Origin of the sequence: Treponema putidum (genome assembly GCF_024401155.1) — a bacterium.
Classification (GTDB): domain Bacteria; phylum Spirochaetota; class Spirochaetia; order Treponematales; family Treponemataceae; genus Treponema_B; species Treponema_B putidum.
The window spans coordinates 2,191,924-2,211,838 of sequence record NZ_CP038804.1; the positions used below are offsets into that span (position 1 = coordinate 2,191,924).

At 36.2% G+C, this 19,915-nt stretch carries 17 protein-coding genes; 11 read left to right on the forward strand and 6 right to left on the reverse strand.

The genetic code is table 11. The features are described 5' to 3' along the window. Nucleotides 1-114: 114 nt before the first annotated feature. The 7 genes from E4N74_RS10255 to E4N74_RS10285 all read left to right on the forward strand — a co-directional run bounded on the left by E4N74_RS10255 (nucleotide 115) and on the right by E4N74_RS10285 (nucleotide 8,562). Nucleotides 115-1,578, forward strand: a complete 1,464-nt coding sequence (locus E4N74_RS10255; RefSeq protein ID WP_255805206.1) for a M16 family metallopeptidase — start codon at nucleotides 115-117, stop codon at nucleotides 1,576-1,578. Beyond that, nucleotides 1,575-3,047 carry a M16 family metallopeptidase gene (locus E4N74_RS10260; RefSeq protein ID WP_145475290.1) on the forward strand — a complete coding sequence of 491 codons (1,473 nt, stop codon included), beginning with the start codon at nucleotides 1,575-1,577 and terminating at the stop codon, nucleotides 3,045-3,047. The genes E4N74_RS10255 and E4N74_RS10260 overlap by 4 nt, the downstream gene beginning before the upstream one ends. Nucleotides 3,048-3,201: 154 nt before the next feature. Beyond that, entirely contained in the window at nucleotides 3,202-3,957 is a 756-nt protein-coding gene (locus E4N74_RS10265) for a sirohydrochlorin cobaltochelatase (protein ID WP_044977935.1), read from the forward strand. 1 nt (nucleotide 3,958) lies between these two features. Then, a complete protein-coding gene (locus E4N74_RS10270; RefSeq protein WP_044977937.1) occupies nucleotides 3,959-4,627 on the forward strand; it encodes a precorrin-2 C(20)-methyltransferase in 669 nt (222 codons plus the stop codon). Between the two features lie 3 nt (nucleotides 4,628-4,630). Then, entirely contained in the window at nucleotides 4,631-5,920 is a 1,290-nt protein-coding gene (locus tag E4N74_RS10275; RefSeq protein WP_255817534.1) for a cobyrinic acid a,c-diamide synthase CobB, read from the forward strand. 135 nt (nucleotides 5,921-6,055) lie between these two features. Next, nucleotides 6,056-7,576, forward strand: coding sequence for a glycine hydroxymethyltransferase (locus tag E4N74_RS10280; protein ID WP_044977940.1), 1,521 nt, complete (start codon nucleotides 6,056-6,058; stop codon nucleotides 7,574-7,576). Between the two features lie 254 nt (nucleotides 7,577-7,830). Beyond that, a complete protein-coding gene (locus E4N74_RS10285; RefSeq protein WP_255805207.1) occupies nucleotides 7,831-8,562 on the forward strand; it encodes a carbon-nitrogen hydrolase family protein in 732 nt (243 codons plus the stop codon). A 64-nt stretch (nucleotides 8,563-8,626) separates the two neighbouring features. Here E4N74_RS10285 and E4N74_RS10290 read toward each other — a convergent pair whose 3' ends face one another. The 4 genes from E4N74_RS10290 to E4N74_RS10305 all read right to left on the reverse strand — a co-directional run bounded on the left by E4N74_RS10290 (nucleotide 8,627) and on the right by E4N74_RS10305 (nucleotide 14,200). Next, nucleotides 8,627-10,141: an IMP dehydrogenase gene (locus E4N74_RS10290; protein ID WP_255817536.1), complete on the reverse strand. Its 1,515-nt coding sequence runs from the start codon at nucleotides 10,139-10,141 to the stop codon at nucleotides 8,627-8,629. A 100-nt stretch (nucleotides 10,142-10,241) separates the two neighbouring features. Next, on the reverse strand, nucleotides 10,242-11,024 hold the full coding sequence (locus E4N74_RS10295) for a CDP-alcohol phosphatidyltransferase family protein (protein WP_044977947.1): 783 nt from the start codon (nucleotides 11,022-11,024) through the stop codon (nucleotides 10,242-10,244). An 18-nt stretch (nucleotides 11,025-11,042) separates the two neighbouring features. Beyond that, the gene (locus E4N74_RS10300) at nucleotides 11,043-12,116 is read right to left on the reverse strand and encodes an MraY family glycosyltransferase (protein ID WP_338113396.1); all 1,074 of its coding nucleotides are present in this window, start codon (nucleotides 12,114-12,116) and stop codon (nucleotides 11,043-11,045) included. A 98-nt stretch (nucleotides 12,117-12,214) separates the two neighbouring features. Next, nucleotides 12,215-14,200: a DUF4139 domain-containing protein gene (locus tag E4N74_RS10305; RefSeq protein ID WP_255817538.1), complete on the reverse strand. Its 1,986-nt coding sequence runs from the start codon at nucleotides 14,198-14,200 to the stop codon at nucleotides 12,215-12,217. A gap of 157 nt (nucleotides 14,201-14,357) precedes the next feature. Between E4N74_RS10305 and E4N74_RS10310 the strand changes: the two genes are divergently transcribed. Further along, a complete protein-coding gene (locus E4N74_RS10310; RefSeq protein ID WP_255805209.1) occupies nucleotides 14,358-15,698 on the forward strand; it encodes a tetratricopeptide repeat protein in 1,341 nt (446 codons plus the stop codon). A 55-nt stretch (nucleotides 15,699-15,753) separates the two neighbouring features. On the opposite strand, the gene E4N74_RS10315 is transcribed toward E4N74_RS10310, so the two are convergent. After that, on the reverse strand, nucleotides 15,754-16,461 hold the full coding sequence (locus tag E4N74_RS10315; RefSeq protein WP_255817540.1) for a DUF2715 domain-containing protein: 708 nt from the start codon (nucleotides 16,459-16,461) through the stop codon (nucleotides 15,754-15,756). A gap of 100 nt (nucleotides 16,462-16,561) precedes the next feature. Further along, the gene (locus tag E4N74_RS10320; protein WP_044977957.1) at nucleotides 16,562-17,389 is read right to left on the reverse strand and encodes a DUF2715 domain-containing protein; all 828 of its coding nucleotides are present in this window, start codon (nucleotides 17,387-17,389) and stop codon (nucleotides 16,562-16,564) included. Between the two features lie 154 nt (nucleotides 17,390-17,543). Here E4N74_RS10320 and E4N74_RS10325 point away from each other — a divergent pair, with 154 nt between their 5' ends. From E4N74_RS10325 to E4N74_RS10335, 3 genes are read left to right on the forward strand one after another with little or no spacing between them, the layout of a single operon-like run. Next, complete coding sequence (locus tag E4N74_RS10325) at nucleotides 17,544-18,434, forward strand: DUF2156 domain-containing protein (protein WP_255817549.1); 891 nt, start codon at nucleotides 17,544-17,546, stop codon at nucleotides 18,432-18,434. Between the two features lie 20 nt (nucleotides 18,435-18,454). Then, nucleotides 18,455-19,768, forward strand: coding sequence for a PALP domain-containing protein (locus E4N74_RS10330; RefSeq protein WP_255805213.1), 1,314 nt, complete (start codon nucleotides 18,455-18,457; stop codon nucleotides 19,766-19,768). Between the two features lie 5 nt (nucleotides 19,769-19,773). Next, nucleotides 19,774-19,908 (forward strand): hypothetical protein, encoded by a 135-nt coding sequence (locus tag E4N74_RS10335; RefSeq protein WP_002673521.1) that lies wholly within the window; start codon nucleotides 19,774-19,776, stop codon nucleotides 19,906-19,908. Nucleotides 19,909-19,915: the final 7 nt, after the last annotated feature.

A 19,915-nucleotide genomic window follows, 5' to 3' on the forward strand; every position in this document is an offset into this window, starting at 1 on the left:
TCTAAAATTAAAAAAAATACCTTTTAGCTGGAAAAATTTTAATACCTGTGTTACAATTATTTTATGATCTAAGTGATAATGTTTAGATCTAATATTTTTTATGGAGGAAATTGAATGAAACGTATTAAAGTTTTTTCGGCAATGCTTATCATTTTAATGCTGATAAGCCCTGTGTTTGCCGAATCCACACCTGTTCCGGGATTGAGCTTTTTTAAACTTGACAACGGTTTGGAGCTCTTCGTACTCGAAAACCATGCAGTGCCTCTTACCCGTATTCAGGTTACTTTTAGGTGCGGTGCCCTTACCCAAACACCGGAAACTTGCGGCATTTTCCATTTATATGAGCACATGCTCTTTAAAGGAAATAAAAAGTATCAAACAGAAACTCAATTTGCTGCAGCCATGACGGAGCTGGGTGTAGCAGGCTGGAACGGAGGAACTTCCACCGAATATGTAACCTACTACATAACCTTACCGTCCGAAAAAACCGATAAGGGCTTGGAGTTTTGGTCTTATGCAATGCGCTATCCTCTTTTCGATAAAGAAGAACTTGAAATCGAAAAAGATGTAGTATGCAACGAAATCAACGGAAACAGGGCTAATCCGGGAGTGCCTATTTCCGAAACTTTAACAAAAAGAATGTTTTCAAAATATCCGTGGAGGCGTGATGTCGGAGGATATGATGAGGTCATCAGAGCTGCAACGCCCGAAATGCTTAAAGAGATGCAAAAGACTTATTATATTCCCAATAATGCGGCAATCTTTGTTGCAGGTGATGTAAATCCTAAAGATGTTTACGATGAAGTAAAAAAATACTACGGCGATTGGGAAAGAGGTAAAGACCCTTGGAATCCCATGCCTGATCCTCAAGCTTTCCCTGCTATAAAAGAACCGCTTTATCTCGTATATCCGGATCCCAGTTTCTATAAAGGTATGGTTGTTTTTTATATGTACATGAGGGGACCGGATGTAGTTAGGGAACCCAAACCGACTTATGCAGCCGATATTTGGGGCTCGCTCTATGGGCTGCCGGCAGGTAAATTTAAAAAGAATATCTTTGAAGCCGTTCCAAGTCTTTATGAAAAAGATCAGACTTGGGCAAATTATTATACCCAAAGGGATGGAGGTCAAATCAGCTTCGGCACAGTAGCCTTTGTTGATCCTTCAAGTCCGACGGGAAAACGTGCTAAAGATTTTCAAAAAGCAATCTATGCCGAAATCGAAAAAACAAAGAATGATGCCGCCTATTTTGAAAAAAAAGAATTTGAAATTGTAAAAAGCCAATTAGAAGACGCTGAAATTTTAAACTTGGAAAAACCGGATGACTTTGTTGAAACTCTATCTTTTTGGTGGTCATCAGCCTCTGCCGATTATTTTTTCAATTATCTTAAAAATATGAATAAAGTAACGAAGGCCGACATCGATTCATTTTTACAAAAATATATTTTGGAAAATCAGCCGATTATCATTGTAAGAATGAATACCGAAGACTACAAAAACGAAATAGAAGCATTTAAACAAGAAAATTTTGATCTTATAACCAGAGAAAATTGCTTTTGGTGGGGAGATAAAAAATGAAAAAAAAGATATTTATTACACTATGTATAATTGTATTGTTGTTTTCATGTAAAACAACTCCGCCTGCTCCGAAGATTGAGGGACTTGAAACTGCAAGCAGTTTTATGAAGTCCAATGTTCCCTTGATAAGCGAATACAGCTTGGATAACGGTATCAAGGTAATTGTAAAAAAACAGGATACCAATAGAATCTTCACGCTGAACGTTGTTTACTCAGGCGGACTTGCCCTTATTCCGGAAGGAAAAGACGGTTTGGAATCCCTAACCTTGAGTATGATGCTTCGGGGCTCAAAAAAATATTCTTATGAAGACATAAAAAAAATATCTTCAGAAAACTCAAGTGCTATGAGCGCAAATACAGGTATAGATCTTTCATGGCTCAATTTAACAACAATAGATAAATATTGGAATCAAATGCTCGATGTTTTTACCGATTCGATTATGAATCCCGTCTTTGATGAAAAAGAATTAGAGCTTGTAAAGAAAGCGGCTTTGATGGATATTAAAAAAAGAATGAGCGATCCTTATGATTTTACCGTAACAAAGCTTCACGAAAAAACTTTTAAGGGTCATCCTTATTCTATCGAAAAGGACGGAACGGAAAGCTCCGTTTCGGCTATGAAAATCGAAGACTTAAAGCAATGGTATACAGAAAAACTTACAGCCGACAGAATGTTCATCGTTGCAGTCGGAAACTTTAAGCCCTCAAGCCTAATTGCACAATTAAATAAAACCATAGGCAAAATTCCTGTAAAGCAAAATGAGATACCTGAAGTAAAAAAGCTTGACATAAAACAAAATCTTTTTACGGAAGCCTTTGAGGAGTCTAAGGGGATTGCTTACATAAGAGGCGACTATATAATTCCGCCCGTACAATCAAAAGATTTTACAACATTAAGATTTACTTACACAATCTTAAACGAACTTCTTTTTGAAATTGTAAGAACCCAAAATGCAGCCTGCTATTCGGTATGGACAAACGCACACGGATTTAATTCAACTTACGGCTCCCTTGTTGTCTTTAAATCGGATAAACCTACAAAAGCAAAGACAACCTTTGATGAAGCGATTGCAGTATTAGCTTCAGGACAAACAATTAATCTAAAGGGGCAGGGAATAAAATCAGGCGAAGGAAGCGTAACACAATCCAGCGGAAATACTTATGCACCCATTGCCGAAAACCTTGAAGCCTATAAATCCAAATTTATCAATGGTTTTTTCGGGAACCAACTTACCAATTCGGATGCAGCAGCTCAAATTATGTACAGCCAAGCTTATTATGGAAATCCTTATGAATATTTAAAAATGATAGACAATATAAATGCAATTACATCTGAGGATATAATAAGGGTTACAAATGATTATATAGTAAACGGAAAGGTTAGCTGGATGGTAGTTGCCGATAAAGAAACATTGTCAAAACTGGATAAATCCAAGTTTATGAAATTTACCGGGAACATAAAAAAATAAAAACGTTAAGGTAATCCAAAAACCTTAATTCAAAATTAAAAGTCGAGACCGATTAAAAGATTAAAAATCTTTATCGGTCTTGATTTTTAATATCCTTAGTATTATACTAAACGATAACAAATTAATTTACAAATAAAATAAATAAGGAAAGAAAATGAAAAAGGCCATCGTAATTGCAAGTTTTGGAACAAGCTATACCGAAACAAGAAAAAAAACTATAGACGTTATCGAAAAAGAAATCAAAGAGAATTTTAAAGATTATGAAATTTTTCACACCTATACATCCCGCATGGTAAGAGGAATTTTAAAAAAGAGGGATTCTATAAATATTCCATCTCCTAAAGAACTCATAGATAATTTAAAGGAGCAAGGTTTTTCTGAAATTTACATACAGCCTACCCATATAATCCCCGGAGAAGAATATGAAAAACTTTTATTTGAAAATACGGTTCTAGGGCTTCCCCTACTCCACGAAAAAGCAAACTTAGATGAAATTATAAAAGATCTTGAGTTAAAAAAGCCCCAAGATGATACGGCAATAGTTTTTATGGGACATGGTTCTTCACATGAGGCAGATAAATTCTACGAGATCATGCAAAATAAACTCAATTCGCAAGGTCTTGAAAATGTCTTGATAGGAACAGTTGAAGGCTCCGTAGAACTAAAAGATATCTTGCCTATTCTTGCCGAACGCAAAATAAAAAAAATTGAACTTTACCCGTTTATGATGGTTGCAGGCGACCATGCACATAACGATATGGCAGGAGATGAAGAAGACAGCTGGTACACCATTTTAAAAAATGAAGGCTACGAAGTTAATGCAAATCTAAAAGGTCTAGGCGAATATCCCATGATCCGTAAAATTATTTATAAATCTTTAGAAAATACAATAAATCTAAACCGAGGTTAAAATGAAAAATATTTTTGCCGTAGGAACAGGACCCGGAGCCCCTGAATATCTTACATTACAGGCAGTAAAAACTCTTGAAAATGCAGACCTCATTTTTGCTTCTAACAACAAGGGAAAGAATATGGCCTTAGATACGGTAAAAGATTTTATAAAGAGTAAAAAAGTTTTGCTTCTTGATTTTCCTATGGGCTTTGTATCTGAAGAAGATTATAAAATTCAAGCTGAAAACATAATAGAAAAAACAAAAGAAAATTCTAACACTGTTATTTTAACTATAGGCGATCCTACGATATACAGTACCTTTATTTACATGATGCCCTATTTTAAAATACCCGAAATCAATTTACAAATTATTTCAGGAATTCCTTCTGCAGTGGCTGCTGCAGGAAGAGCACAAATTCCTCTTGCGGAAAAAGGCGAGGTACTTACAATCACCGATCATTTAAATGAAAAAATTTTAAATTCATCTTCATCTATTGCTCTTTTAAAAACATTCAAACAAAAAAATCTTATAATAAAAGAATTTGAAAAAAAAGGTTTTGACTATGTTTACATAAAAAGGGCAACAATGGAACATGAATCAATCCTCTTCAAAGATAAAAAAGAAAAAATTTTAGAAGATGAAGATTATATATCCTTAATCATTGCCCGCAAACAAAAAGGAATATAGAAGATGAAAGGCATAATGATATCTGCACCGAACAGCAATTCGGGGAAAACGGTAATTACAGCAGCTCTTCTTTATTCTTTAAAAAAAGAAGGCTTTGATATTGCGGCTTTTAAAACAGGTCCCGATCAGGTTGACCGTAAAATACTGGAAATTATCTCAGGCAAAAGAGCCGGAAATCTCGACCCCTTTATGATGGGACAAAAAGGTATGGAGTTTTCACTTAATATTTCCAATTCGGAATACGCCCTTATTGAGGGAGTAATGGGTTGCTTTGACGGAATGGGAGCTACCTCAGAAAATTCTTCCTTTGACACGGCAGAAAAAATCGGGAGCGATATTGTATTGGTTTACTCGCCGCAGGGCGAAATGTTTACGCTTATTCCAAAACTCAAAGGAATGATTGAATTTTCAAAAAACAGAATAAAAGGAATTATACTTAATAAGCTAAATCCTAAACTTTTTCCACTTTATAAAAAAATGATTGAGGATAATCTTAAACTGCAAGTCTTAGGTTTTTTTCCTAAAGTTTCCAAGTTTGAAATTAAGGAATCAAATCTGGGGCTGGACATAGACGACAGGTTAAAGGAAGAACACTTTTTAGATGTTCTATATAAAATCGTAAAAGAAAATATAGATATAAAAAATTTTTTAAATTTATTTAAGCCCCTTAAAACAGGCAGCAAGGTAGAAATAAAAAAAACAAAAATGCGTACATCCATTGCAATGGATGAAGCCTTTAATTTATATTATTCCGAAAATTTATTTTTACTTGAAAACAGCACGGAGGTGAGTTATTTTTCTCCGCTTAAAGATAGTAAACTGCCGGACTGCGACTTTCTATATTTCGGAAACGGCCAAATAAATAAATATAAAGAAGCCCTTTCTCAAAATATTAAAATGAAAACTGCAATAAAAAAATTCGCCGAAGCCGGCGGAAAAATCCTAGCTGAAGGCGAAGGTCTTTCCTATCTTTTTGAACAGCTTAACGGTTTTAAAATGTGCGGAATTTTTCAAGGTTCCGTTGAGAGCACAAGCACTCTGCAAAATTTCGGATATAAACAGCTTGAATTTATGCAAGACTGCATTTTAGGAAAAAAAGGAACAATCTTAAATGCCGCCGAATATCATAAATCAAAAGCATCAACTGAAATTCCGCCCATTTTCACAGTTAAAAAACCTTACTCAACTTTGAGTTTTAAAGATGCTTATGTATACAAAAATTGTCTAGGTCTTTTTCAAAACATTAATTTTACCTATAGCCTTGAAAATTTTTATAATTTAATAAAAATTTAAATTGTAAGTTTTATTTTTCTAAAAAAATATATTGACACACTATTATAAAAGTGCAGAGGAGGCTAGAATATAATTTCATAAATTGTTATAATGATAAAGTAATAGTATAAAACACATTTTTATGGGAGTTATAGTATGAAAGAGGGTTTAAAAAAATACCTTGAAAAAGAAGGCCCAAATGCAAAGTTAGCAATGGTTGCATATTTGGCCAATTTGGATCAGGTTGCTTCTGTGTATCCTGAGATTGCATCAAGCATTGTTAAAGAAATTGAAAATCAGCGGAGTCACCTAAAACTCATTGCCAGCGAAAACTATTCTTCGTTGGCAGTTCAGTCCGCTATGGGTAACCTGTTGACCGATAAATATGCTGAAGGCTTCCCGGAACACCGATATTACGGAGGCTGCCAAAACGTCGATGCAGTCGAAAATGCAGCCTGTGAAGAAGCATGCAAAATTTTCGGAGCCGAACATGCCTACGTTCAGCCCCACTCCGGTGCCGATGCAAATATCGTAGCATATTGGGCTATCTTAAATGCCAAGGTTGAAGAGCCTTTTTTAAAAAAATTTGAAACGGTTGTAGATGGAAAGGTAAAAAAAATGAGCCTTGAAGGCTTGAGCCACAAGGACTGGGAAGAGCTTCGCCATTCTCTAGGAAACCAAAAACTTATGGGTTTGGACTACTATTCGGGCGGACACCTCACGCATGGGTATGTTCAAAACGTTTCTTCAAAAATGTTTAGAACATGCTCGTACACTGTCGATAAAGAAACGGGAGAGCTTAACTACGATGAAATTGAAAAACAAGCAATGCAAGAGAAGCCTCTCATTCTTTTGGCAGGTTACAGCGCATATCCGAGGAAAATAAACTTTAAACGCTTTAAAGAAATCGCCGATAAATGCGGTGCCGTATTGATGGTAGATATGGCCCACTTTGCGGGACTCGTCGCCGGAAAAGTTTTTGAAGGAGAATACAATCCGGTTCTGTGGGCGGACGTGGTTACAACTACAACTCACAAAACTCTTAGAGGCCCCCGCGGCGCCATGATTCTTTGTAAAAAAGAATTTGCAGAATTTGTAGATAAAGGCTGTCCGCTAGTAATCGGCGGTCCGCTCCCGCACGTAATGGCTGCAAAAGCCGTTGCCTTACGCGAAGCTTCAAGCAAAGCCTATCAAGATTATGCGCACAACGTACGCGATAATGCCGCCGCTCTTGCAGAAGAATGTATGAAGCTCGGAATGAAACTGCAAACCAACGGTACCGACAATCATTTAATGTTGATTAACGTAACAAAATACGGCTTAAACGGCCGGCAAGCGGAAACTGCAATGTCAGAGTGCGGCGTAACACTTAATAGGAACAGCCTTCCTTTCGATCCGAACGGCCCTTGGTGGACAAGCGGATTGAGGGTTGGAACTCCGGCAGTTACAACAATCGGAATGGGCAAAACAGAAATGAAACAAATTGCTTCAATCATAGACAGGGTATTAAAGGCTTCAAAACCCGGTGTAACAAAAAGCGGAGCCCCCAGCAAGGCTAATGTTGTGGTTGACCCTGCCGTAAAAGCGGAAATTCAAAAGGAAGTTGATGCGCTCTTACACAAATTTGTTCTTTATCCTGAATTGGACTTAGACTATTTAAAGAGTATCTATTGTTAAAGAAAATTTTCTTATAATTGAAATAGGGGGCTCCTAACGGCTTTTGCTTTGTATCGGATGCCCCTTTTTTTATTGACTGAAATGATGGAGGATGGATAAACAGTTCGCCAGAAATTCATCCGCCCTGTTTATCGGACGAGTTTTGTGCTTTGAACAAAACATCGCATTATTGTATGCAGTTTGCGAACAAACTGCTTGAAAAAACTTTTTTCGAAAGCTGATGCTTCCTGCAAAAAGTTTTTATGGAGGAAAGTATGAAAATCGGACTTTGTGCATCGGAAAATAAAAACGATGATATTGATTTTAATATATCTCAAATTGAAAATTTTGTAAAAAAGACAAGACATGAAAAGCCGGATATCCTTCTCTTTGGAGAAAGTTTTTTACAAGGTTTTGATTCTCTTTGCTTTGAATATAAGAAAGATATTTTGACAGCTCTCCAAATAAACTCGGAGCCCATCGCAAAAATTCGTTCAATTTCCAAAAAAGAAAAAACAGGCATAGGTTTCGGGTTTATCGAAAACGATCATGGAGCTATTTTCAGCTCTTATATGATAATCGGAAAAAACGGAGAAATGATTTGCCTTTACAAAAGAGTTTCCCAAGGCTGGAGGATTGACGGAACCTGTGCCGACTATCGGGAGGGAAAAGATTTTTTTGAGTTTGATTTTGAGGATAAACGCCTTGCTGTTTTTATTTGCGGCGACTTGTGGGAAGATAAACTTCTGGAACCGATTATAACTCTTAATCCCGATGTCTTTTTATGGCCGGTATTTTGCAGCTATACAAAGGAAGAATGGCAAAACGGCGAAGCCTCTGCTTACGCCGAAAGAACTGCAATCCTCGATAAACCGGTTTTATTTATAAACTCTCTTGTAGAGGAAAATTCTCCGGCTGTAGGAGGAGGAGCCTTTGTATGGCATCACGGCAACCTTGTTAAAGAAGTACCTATGGGCAAAACCGGTTTTTTAGTGTACGAAATTTAGGTAGAGCCGCTCTTTGAGTAATAGATATAGATGCTCCTTTAGCAATGGATTGAGTCCCTCTTAATTAGTAATTAGAGCTTGAAGAATGGCTCATATCTTTTAATACGACATCGTGGGGGCCGCCTTCAATAATACTGGCCGAAGAAACTAGAGTTATTTTAGCATCACGCTGGAATTCAGGAATACTTAAAACCCCGCAATTACACATTGTTGAGCGTATCTTGTTTAGGGTTACAGCAACGTTATCATGAAGTTTTCCTGCATAAGGAACATAGGAGTCCACCCCTTCTTCAAACGATAGCTTTTTCTCTCCGCCCGAATCATAACGCTGCCAGTTTCTAGCCCTCGCTGAACCTTCACCCCAGTATTCTTTCATATAGTTTCCGTTAATCAGTACCTTATTTGTGGGACTTTCGTCAAAGCGGGCAAAGTACCGGCCGAGCATACAAAAATCGCTCCCCATAGCGAGGGCTAAGGTTATGTGATAGTCAAAAACAATTCCGCCGTCAGAACATATCGGAATATAAATTCCCTTCTTTTTAAAGTATTCATCTCTGGCCTTAGCAACCTCTATTACGGCAGTTGCCTGACCTCGTCCTATTCCCTTTGTTTCGCGAGTAATACAGATTGAACCGCCTCCTATTCCGACTTTTATAAAATCGGCTCCTGCATCCGCTAAAAAATTAAAGCCGTCGGCATCTACAACATTGCCAGCCCCTATAGGAATTGAGTCCCCGTATTTTTCTTTTACAAATTGAATAGTCTGCCTTTGCCAATCGCTAAACCCGTCGGAGGAGTCTATACAGAGCACATCGGTACCCGCTTCAACAAGGGCAGGAACACGCTCTTCATAGTCCCTTGTGTTTATACCGACTCCCACCATGTAACGCTTTTTTTCATCAAGAAGCTCAAGAGGATTTTCGGTATTGCTTTCATAGTCTTTTCTAAATACAAAAGCAACAAGACAGCCTTTTTTGTCCAAGATCGGAAGAGAATTTAGCTTATATTCCCAGATAATGTCTTGGGCTTTTTTTAGGCTTATTCCTTCTTCTGCTACATGGAGACGTTCGATAGGTGTCATAAATTCTTTTACCCTAGTATTTAAATCAGTGTGACCTATGCGGTAATCTCTGCCCGTAACCACACCTAATAGCTTTCCGTGTCCTGTCCCGTCATCGGTTACGGCAACGGTGGTATGGTCGGTTTTGTCTTTTAAGTCTAAAACATCGCTCAATGTTTGATCGGGCGTAATGTTTGAATCGCTTTCGACAAAGCCCGCCCGATAGTTTTTTACTTTTGCAACCATCTTAGCTTCATTTTCGATAGATTGAGAGCCGAAAATAAAAGAAATGCCGCCTTCCCGTGCAAGAGCAATAGCCATATTATGATCTGAAACCGACTGCATAATCGAAGATACCAGAGGAATATTTAAACTTATTTTAGGCGGTGTTTCTTTTTTGTATTTTGTTAAAGGTGTTTTAAGAGAAACTGCCTGAGGAACGTGCTTGATTCCTGAAAGACGCGGCACCAGTAAATATTCGCTGAATGTATGCGAAGGTTCATCATAAAAAAAAGCCATAGATCACCTCGAAAATGAATTTTCTAATAGTATAATTTTTTGGAAAAAAAATCAAGGCTGCGGCCTATTTTTAATATCCGCCTCTTTTGAGCAATACTGTTTAATTTTTATTTTTTGTGCCGAGATATTTTTTATAATGATTATAAAAAATAAATACCTTTTCAAACAAAAATACAAAAATTATAAATCCGCAGGAATATTCAGCGATTAAAAAGAAATTTTTAAAATTATCGGGACAATTAACAAAAAACTGTATCATTTTAAGACTGTAAAAAATCATAGTAACCGCTATTGTTATCTTCCCTCCCTTCGTAGATTTTATTTCAACAGGGAATTTCAACAACATAAAAAACAACATACCTATGGCTTGGAACATCAGCCTTCCGAAGATGAGATAGAAAAACCAATTCGGAAGTAACGCCAACTGATAATATACAATTGAAACGAGAGCAAGGAGGGAATAATCGCTCATAGAATCAAGCATACGGCCTATCTTTGTCTCCTGATTAAATTTTCTTGCTATAAAACCGTCAAAAAAATCAGTTAGAAAAACCAAAATCAACACAACAGCCAATATTATTTTAAAGTATTTTATCTCATTTTGTTTTAAAAGAAAGGCAATCAGAGGAACCGAACTTATGCGGAAAAGAGTGATGGCATTTGCAAGATTAATTTTCTCAAGTAAAAGATTATTCTCCACATTTACAAATTCTCCTTTATATAGAATCAAAAAAAGCAAAAGCAGAGAATGCCATAAAGTTATATGTATTAAAAAAGCACTAAAAATTTCTTTATCCGTGTTAAATATCTTATAAATTGCAAAAACAGCTGAAAATTGAAACAGCCAATAAAATAAGACCAATCTGCCGATTTTTTTTTCCATAAAAGAAGTAACTCCGCATTATCTCAATTTTTTATTTAAAATTTTTTCTTTTTCATAATGAATTAATGTAAAAAACAATAAGCCTACAAGTATCAGCCCTATCAAAATTATAAGAGCTTCAACCCCTTGCAAAACTATAGCCATTCCTGCAAACAAATCTATTATAAGCTGGAATATCATAAAAATATACAAAGCTCCTCTAGGACTAAAACCTATAAGCATAAGCTTATGGTGAAGATGAAATTTATCGCCCTCACCTATAGGACGTTTATCCCTCACCCTGCGCCATATAGCTGCAAAAGTATCAAAGATAGGCAGCATTAAAATAACAGCGGCAAATTGCAGTCCTGCCGATTCGTAACCTATGGGCGAAGGTATAAGAGGAAGGATTGCCAATACAAAACCTAAGATTTGTGAGCCGCAATCTCCCATAAATATTTTTGCTTTGGGACGCGATAAATTAAAAAATAAAAATCCTATGATTGCAAATGCAAGAATAAGAATACGAAATATGATCATATAGCTTATCCCAATAGCATAATAAATTGCAGCATAAGTTAGGAGTACAGAAGCACCTAAACATCCGGCTTGACCGTCAATTCCATCAACAAGATTAATTGCATTGGTAATTCCTATTATCCATAAGAAAGTAATTAAATATGTTTCAGGCCCCATATACCAAAAGAAGCCTATAGGCCCAAAACTTATTTTTTTAAATGTATATCCTCCGTATAAAACTATTACGGCTGCACAAGATTGAACTAATAGCTTAAAAATCGCCCTCCAATTTTTTATATCGTCCCAAAGGCCCATTATAAATATAATCATACTTCCTAAAGCAATATAAAAAAAATTGGAATGCATTAAGCGCAAATCAGGAAAACGAAAATGCAATATTATGCTGGAAATTAAGTAAGCAAGCCCGAATCCAACCCCTCCTATCCTAGGTATATTACCTGAATGAATTTTTCTTCCGCCTGTTTTGTCATATAGATTATGTTTTTTTGAAAACCTAATCAATATATAAACAAAAAAAGCGGACGACATACAGGGAAGAATAATTATATAAAAGACAAACTGAATTATAGACAAACTCGGCATTCTCCTTAATTACATTCACTGCCGCCATTATACAACAATATAACTAAATTAGCAAGTCTTAACACAATAAGGAGAATCCTTAATTAACCTTATTCTATATTAATCTTTTCAACATAATCTAAAAAAGCAAAGCGAATGCCGGAATATTCTTTTTCGGCTTGTACAATTTTCTTCTTTAAATTATCCAAGGAATTTTCTATCTCCAAAAGTTTATCTAAGAACATTTTTCCTTGTTGAGTCTCGGAGCCCACAGCTTGAATATTTTTGCGTACCCTATCTTGTTCGGTATTAAGTTCTTTTTGTTCATTTTGTAAATTATTTAAAGAAATTTGGGCCTTGTCTACCTTAGCTTTTTCATCTAAAATTGATTTAAAAGCTTTTTTTATTTTTTCAGGAATCTCCGAATTGGAATAAATACCTAGCATTGCATTATTATCCATCGTATTGATTCGCAAAATTTCTTCAAAAAGTCTTTCTTCAACTACTTCAAGTTTTCCTTGCGAACCGGCTTTTACCTTTATGTTAAACCTGTACTTGTTTGAAGTCTTTTCCAACAAGGCTTTTTCATCGGCAAGCTTGTATCCCGAGCTTATAGGATGCTCGACCACAATAGAGCGTTCTTTTGATGCAGCATTCTTAATAGTATACATAGAGTTCTTAGACGACTTGTATTGCCGATGCAGCACTCCCTTTACAATTTTAATAGTTTGGATTTGCTTGTCAAAGTTTTCGGTTCTACTCCCCCGCACATCCATATCATCCCCAAAAGCTATAAACCGTTTTTCTTTTTCGGGTAAAAACTCCAAAATAGCATCGCCTACATATTCTCCGTTTTCAAAAACCGTAATAGGCCCTGCAGGAAATTTAAGTCCGGAATTATTCTCGATACTGATACATAGCTTAGGGTGCACATCAGCCCCATAAGCCATATTCGAAAAAACCGAATATTTTTGAGCCGGAAGAGAAACAAGGCTTAACGGAATCATAGTGCTTTTTTGTCTGGGTAAATTAACGGGTTTAACCGGAGTAAAAGCAAACATTTCTCCTGCCGAGGTCTTGGCAACAGTCTGATTTTCAAAATAAGAAGAGCCGTCGTCATCGGCCATTGCAGAAGCAAGTTCCTTAGAATAAGCCCTTTTTTCCATCAATGGTACTGCCATAGGTTCTTCATAAACCATATCGCTATCATAAGCGGAATCAAAGGTTTCAGGACTAGCCGCCTGACCTGCAAGAATCGGAATAGTTTCGCGCTCAGTATAATAAGGTTCATATAAATTTTGTTTAAAACCTACCGGCCGGCCGCTTGTCAGAGTAAGTTTTACATCCTTCCAATCGATATCAGTAGAGTTGTCTATTATTGCCCAAGCCTGAAATGCTGCACTGGTATTACCCATGTCGAGCCTATATGAAGGCTTCCAAATAGGAGCTTCCATAACATAAGAAAGTCCTATCTTCCTTTCACCCTCCGATTCTATATCTATTGAAATCAGCTTTCTTTCCTTTGCCGAAGCTTCTAAAATGAGACTTAAGGCTTTTTGCAAATCTTCATTTCTCTGGGGATCCGTAAATTTGAAAGATTGCACATCATTAAAAGATATAATCTTAACACCATCAGCCGAAACAATGGAAAGTAGAATACCGGCTTTAGAATCTTCAATTTTATCTACACTTAAAATTTTACCTGTAATCTTATTCTGGGTATAAACTTCAATTTCGGCACCTTTTTGTGCCTTAAGAAGTTTAAAAATAGAGTCATTCCCGAATAAATCAACCTTTAAACTCTGCATTGTTTTTTTAAGAGTATCTTCCGATTGATAATTTATCGATAAATTCTTTGCGGCAGGGTCTTTTACAAAAACGGACTTTAAGACATCGCTGATTTGGGAAGGAAGAAACAATAAATCTATCTTACCGGACCCTTTTACAATGCCTTCATGCTCATAATGGGCTACACCCGAAGAATAAAGAGTTACCTTTTTTAACGGAATATCATCTTCATTAAAACCGCTTTCAGGATCGGCAAAAACTGTAGCCATACAAAGTAATGAAATTAACATAAAAAATCTTTTTTTCATACCTCCTCCAAGGAAATAACGTATCTTTTATTATATCATAGATAAAAACCGTTGACTAGGGTATAATTTGCAGCTATCGGTAATTTATGACGTGATTATTAATAAATTCAATTCATCTTCCATTGACATATCTCAAAATAAAACGCATAATAGGAGAATGGTATCAACTATTATTATTTCCTTTTTTATTATTATTATTGTTGCTGTTATCATTGTCTTTATAGCTACACAGAAAAAATCCTCAGCGGGAGGAGGAAGAAAGAAAGTTAAAGGCAGGGCAGCTTTAATGAAAGAAGCCTCACGCCGCTTAGCCCAAAACCCTCATGATATTGAAGGTTTATTTATAATGGGGGATATTTATTATCAAGACCAAGACTGGGAAAAAGCATATACGGCATATTCGGCCTTGCTGGATAGAATGAAACCGCTCGAAATTAATAAGCAGCTGGATGTTGCAATAAGGTATGGAACTTGTGCCTCAAAAACGAACAGGCTCCCTGAAGCAAAAAAAGGTTTTCTTTTGGCAGAAACGATCAATCCTAAAAGTATTGATGTCAGTTATAATTTAGGTTATATCTATTATCTCGAAAAAGACTACGAAAAGGCGGTTAAATTTTTCAAAAGAGCCTTAATAATTGAACCAAACAGTTTTTTGGCTACAAAATATCTCGGATATACCTTTCAGAATTTACATAAATACAATGAGGCCTTACCTGCTTTTAAAAAGGCTTTGGATTTTAAGCCCGATGACAAAGAAGTTTTATTTGCAATGGGTGAATGTTTTTATGAAACGGAAGCAACAGACCGCTGCTTAAAGATATTGAACCATCTTAGGGTGGATCCGGTTTTTGGGCCGCAGGCTGCCCTGTATACAGGTATGATAAAGGCAAAGGCCAATCAATTGGAAAGAGCTATTGAAGACTTCCAAATAGGTTTAAAACATACAGGAGCATCCCCGGAAATTTCCAATGAGCTAAAGTATAGGCTGGCACAAGCTTATATCAAGACTCAAGAAATAGGCCAAGCTCTTCATCTTTTGAAGGAAATTCAAAATACAAGCCCGGGATACAAAGATGCAGCAACCTTAATAATGAGATATCAGGAATTAAATAAAAACAAGAATTTGCAGATATATCTAATGTCGGGGCAAAGCGAATTCGTAGCTCTTTGCCGAAAGATTGTAGCCCGCTTTTATCCGAAAGCTAAGGTAAAAATAGTTGACATTTCCGTATTGGCAGCCTATACCGATATAGTCGCAGAAATAGATACCCCGCGCTTTTCGGATACGGTTATTTTTAGATTTTTTAGATCACAAGGAACGGTAGGAGAACTTCTTTTGCGGGAACTGCATGCCCGCCTCAAAGAAGTAAAGGGCGGAACAGGAATCTGTATGAGTGCAGGGACATTCACCGAAGAAGCGGTTAGATTTTCTGAAGGCCGGCCTTTAGACCTATACGACAAAACAAGACTTTCGAGCGTTTTAAACTCATTAAAATAAATATAACAAAAAAGGCAGCCCGCAAGAGCTGCCTTTTTTAATTAAAGTTAGAAATTTACAGCCTGATAGAAAGGCCTAATTTTAAGTTTACGCTGTTAGCAATAACATCTTTTATGTTGCCGCTAGTATTGGAAACCGTATATTCTTGATCTCCAACTTTAAATGTCTTTTGAACTTTTAAAGGAGCAAAATAAACAGTATCGGCAACACCTGCATAAATACCTATAATATTTGTAAAATAATAGCTTGCAAGAACATTAACTCCCATACCGAACATTACATCCAATTTGTCGTAACTAACATTCTGGTTAGCTATAGAAAGAGATTGAGTTGCCTTCATAGCATTTAACCCTATACCGCCTCCCAAAAATAGGTTAAAAGGAGTATTTTTAAGCAAGGTGATGCCGACTCCAAGCTGAGAGTCAAGAATAAAGGCATTCTTTACTAAAAACTTATCTTTTTCAGAGGTTGCTCCCTTTACAAGTTGGCTATGGTTTTGACCGGGAAAGGCAATTTGAGTCATAAGATAAAAAATACCTGCCCTAAGATCCACAGCCGCACCCGCAGCATTGTTCTTTTCCTCTTTAGCATTTTTTAATGCATTTTTTACATCGGCACTAAACGTATCAAAATTGCCATCATTTTTAGTATGTACAAAATAATTCGTAAAGGCAGGGCCGAACGAAATAGCAATATCTGCAAATGCAAAAGCAACAGATGTAGCCGAAATAATCAAAATTAAAATCATTTTTTTGTGCTTCATAATAAACCTCCTATAAAACACATTTTTTTCTATTTAGAAAAAATAGTTAAAACTCCGAAGACCGGAATTTGTTACAGCTTTATTAAAAACAATACTTATTTTACAGCTTAAAGGCAACAGCCAATCTTAATGCAAGGTTATTAGCCCATGAATAATTTATAAGAGAATTAATATCTTGTTTTCCATCACTGGTAATCGTATAAGTAAAACCGCTTCCGTTTATTGCCTTTCCTTTGTAATATCTTTGGTTTGACATCGGAATAAAATATACCGTATCTTTAATATCAAAAGAAATACCTATATTTTTTGTAAAATAGTAATTCAAAGCTGCATTTATACCCAGACCCGCCATAGCGATACTTCGTGTCTCGTTAAGTTCCCTTGCTACGATATTGCCATCTTTATCTTTTATCGTTTTGACGTATTCATCGGGAAGTTTTCTTTTTGTCTGAATATAGTTTATACCTAAACCGCCTCCTACAAAAAGATTTACAGGTAAGCTCTTTAAAATATTTATACCCAAGCCTATCTGACCATCAACAATAACGGAATTATTCAACTTATTTGTAGCCCCCATGTCCTTTAGTTTTTGACCAAGAGGGTCATCTCCTGTAGGTATCTGTGTAAAAGGAAAGCCTATGCTTATATTTGCATAAACATAGCTTATTTTAAGTTTTAAGCCCAGGGCCAAGGCATTATACGAATCAACAGACTTTGGAGCATCCATTGTAAGGTTTCCTTGTCCTAGAGCATCCCCTAAACCTTGTGCCAAATTAGCTTTAAGAGAATCCGTGTTATAAACTGTCACCATATTATGATTCATATAACCGAGTCCTACATCCCCGGATATGTCCATAAAATCGAAATCAAGAGCCGATAAAGGTAAAATACAGCCTAAAACTAAAACAATAAAAATAAATTTTTTCATAAATCAATCCTCCAAAATAAAATTACAATCGATAGTCCTAATAGACTACCGTAGGTATTATAGCCCAATATAAATATATTTTCAATAAAAAATAAGAAATAATTATTTTTTAATATCTATTGCCGTTTTTACTTAAAAATAGTAGGATATAAGTATGAATGTACCACAGTATCCTGAATTTGCACCCATTTCGTTGGAAATGCAATCCGAAATGGAATTTTATTTAAAAAGGCTTCCTGACGGAATATCGGAGCTTACTTTTCTTAATTTATACCTTTTTAGACATAATTATAAGTATCAAGTCTCAAAAACCGATAATCTGTTGATAATACTAGGAGAATACAGGGGTGAAAGTTTTTTTATTACACCTTGCTGCACAGTAGATGTCGAAATAACAAAGGAATTATCGGCAAAATATAAAAAATGGATGATTCTTTCAAAATCTTTTTTAGATAATAACACCAATGTCTTCAATCTGCCTTTTTTTAAAGAGCTAAAAATAGAAGAGGATAGAGATAACTTTGACTATGTTTATCTTAGGAAAGATTTGGCTGAACTAAAAGGTAAGGACTTTCATAAAAAAAAGACCCATATAAATAAGTTTGAAAAATCTTATGACAAGATAAAAATCGAACCTCTCACCCTTGAAAATGTAGACGATGCCAAGAAAGTGCTTGAGGAATGGAATAGAACAAAAGTAACCTCAAATCCTGAAAATTCCGACTATGAAGCAGCCTTAGATGCCCTTTCAATTTTAAGCAGGACTTCAATGATGGGCATAATTCTATATGTTTGGGATGAACCCGTAGCTTGGACGCTGGCGGAAATAACACAAAACAATAAAACAGCCGTTATTTTATTTGAAAAAGCTCTGGCTTCTTACAAGGGAAGTTTTCAATACATTAACTATGCCTTTGCAGGTTATCTGCCTGAATATATAGAATTTATAAATAGAGAACAGGATTTAGGCGATGAGGGACTAAGACAAGCAAAAATGACATATAAACCGATAAAATTCATAAAAAAGTATAGAATTTTATTTTAAATATGATACAATAGGAAAACATGGATCTGGTAAGTACACGTAACAGTAATAAGATAGTATCTTTCTATGAGGCCGTAACAGACTGTATTCCGGCCGATGGAGGACTTTATATTCCGAAAGAAGCCTTGGACTTAAGCAATTGGACTTTTCATCTTAATGAAACTTCCAGTTTTGCCGCCATAGCGGGCTCCTTAACCTCTGCAATACTGCAAGAAGAATTCAGCCCGGCCGTATCGGAACGTATCGCCGTTTCAGCTTTCGGAAATTACAGCCCCAGATTGCGGCAATTGGACGAAAAATTCTTTTTGCTGGATCTTTTTCACGGGCCGACAGGCTGCCACAGAGATTTCGGCTTTTTATGGTTTGCCTCGGTTCTTGAACATATTTTAACCATAACCGACAAAAAAGCCATAGTTTTAGGAACGGGAACCAAAAAGAATGGTCAAAGCATGGCTGCCGCTTTTTGGAATAAAAAAAGAGTTAAAACGCTCTTAATACACCCCAAAGGTTATGCATCCGGTATCAGGGAAGAATATTTAGCCGAAAACGGAGGTTCTATTTACTCTGTAGAATGTGACGGAGATGTAAAGGACGTTGAAAACTTAAAAAGAGCCGTATATCTTGATAGAGCTCTTGTAGAAAAATACGGCCTTACCTTAGCAAATACGGTAAACATAGGCCGGCTCCTGCCCCAAATATTCTTCTATTTTTTTGCTTTTACCCGCTTTAGAAAACAGATTTTCGGCGAAATCTATTATGCTCTTCATTCAGGTAATTATGGAAATCTTGCAGCCGGTCTTTTTGCATGGAAGAGCGGGCTTTCCCTAAACGGCTTTATTACGGATGCTACACCTGAACTATCGGTAAACAAGGACGGAGATTGCTTTTGCAAAACAATGGAAATTCCTTTGACCCAAAGAAGTGCAGCGGATCCTGTAAGCCCCTCAAACATTGAGCGCTTGGAACAGATTTTTGAAATAAGCCCCGCAATTATGAAAGCCTTAATTTTTCCAAAGCAGGTAGATGCTAAGGACTATAAAGAACTTATCAGAAAGGCCTATCAAAGATATGGAATTATGATCGATACTTCTACTGCTGCAGCCTATGGGGCCGCCATAAAGAGTAAAATTTTAAAAAATAAGGGGCCTGAAACCATTGTTCTTATTTCAAAAGACCATCCGGCCTTTGAAAGCGATATAGTCGAGGATGCCTGCGGCGAAAAGCCTAATCAGCCTGAATACATGAAAGATTTGGACAAACCTATAAAAAATATAAAAAAGATACAGGCCTCTAAAAAAGAAATTGAAAATATGCTAAAATATATGGAGAGGTAGTTTTTATGTCATATAAACTTGATGGAGCTAAATTTCCCACGCTTGAAGAGCTTGTGGAAGCCCTTTATCCTATTTATTCCGATAAAATGAGCGAGGAAGAATTTAAAAAATACGCAGAAGAAAATGCCGAAAAAGATTAGTTTTTTC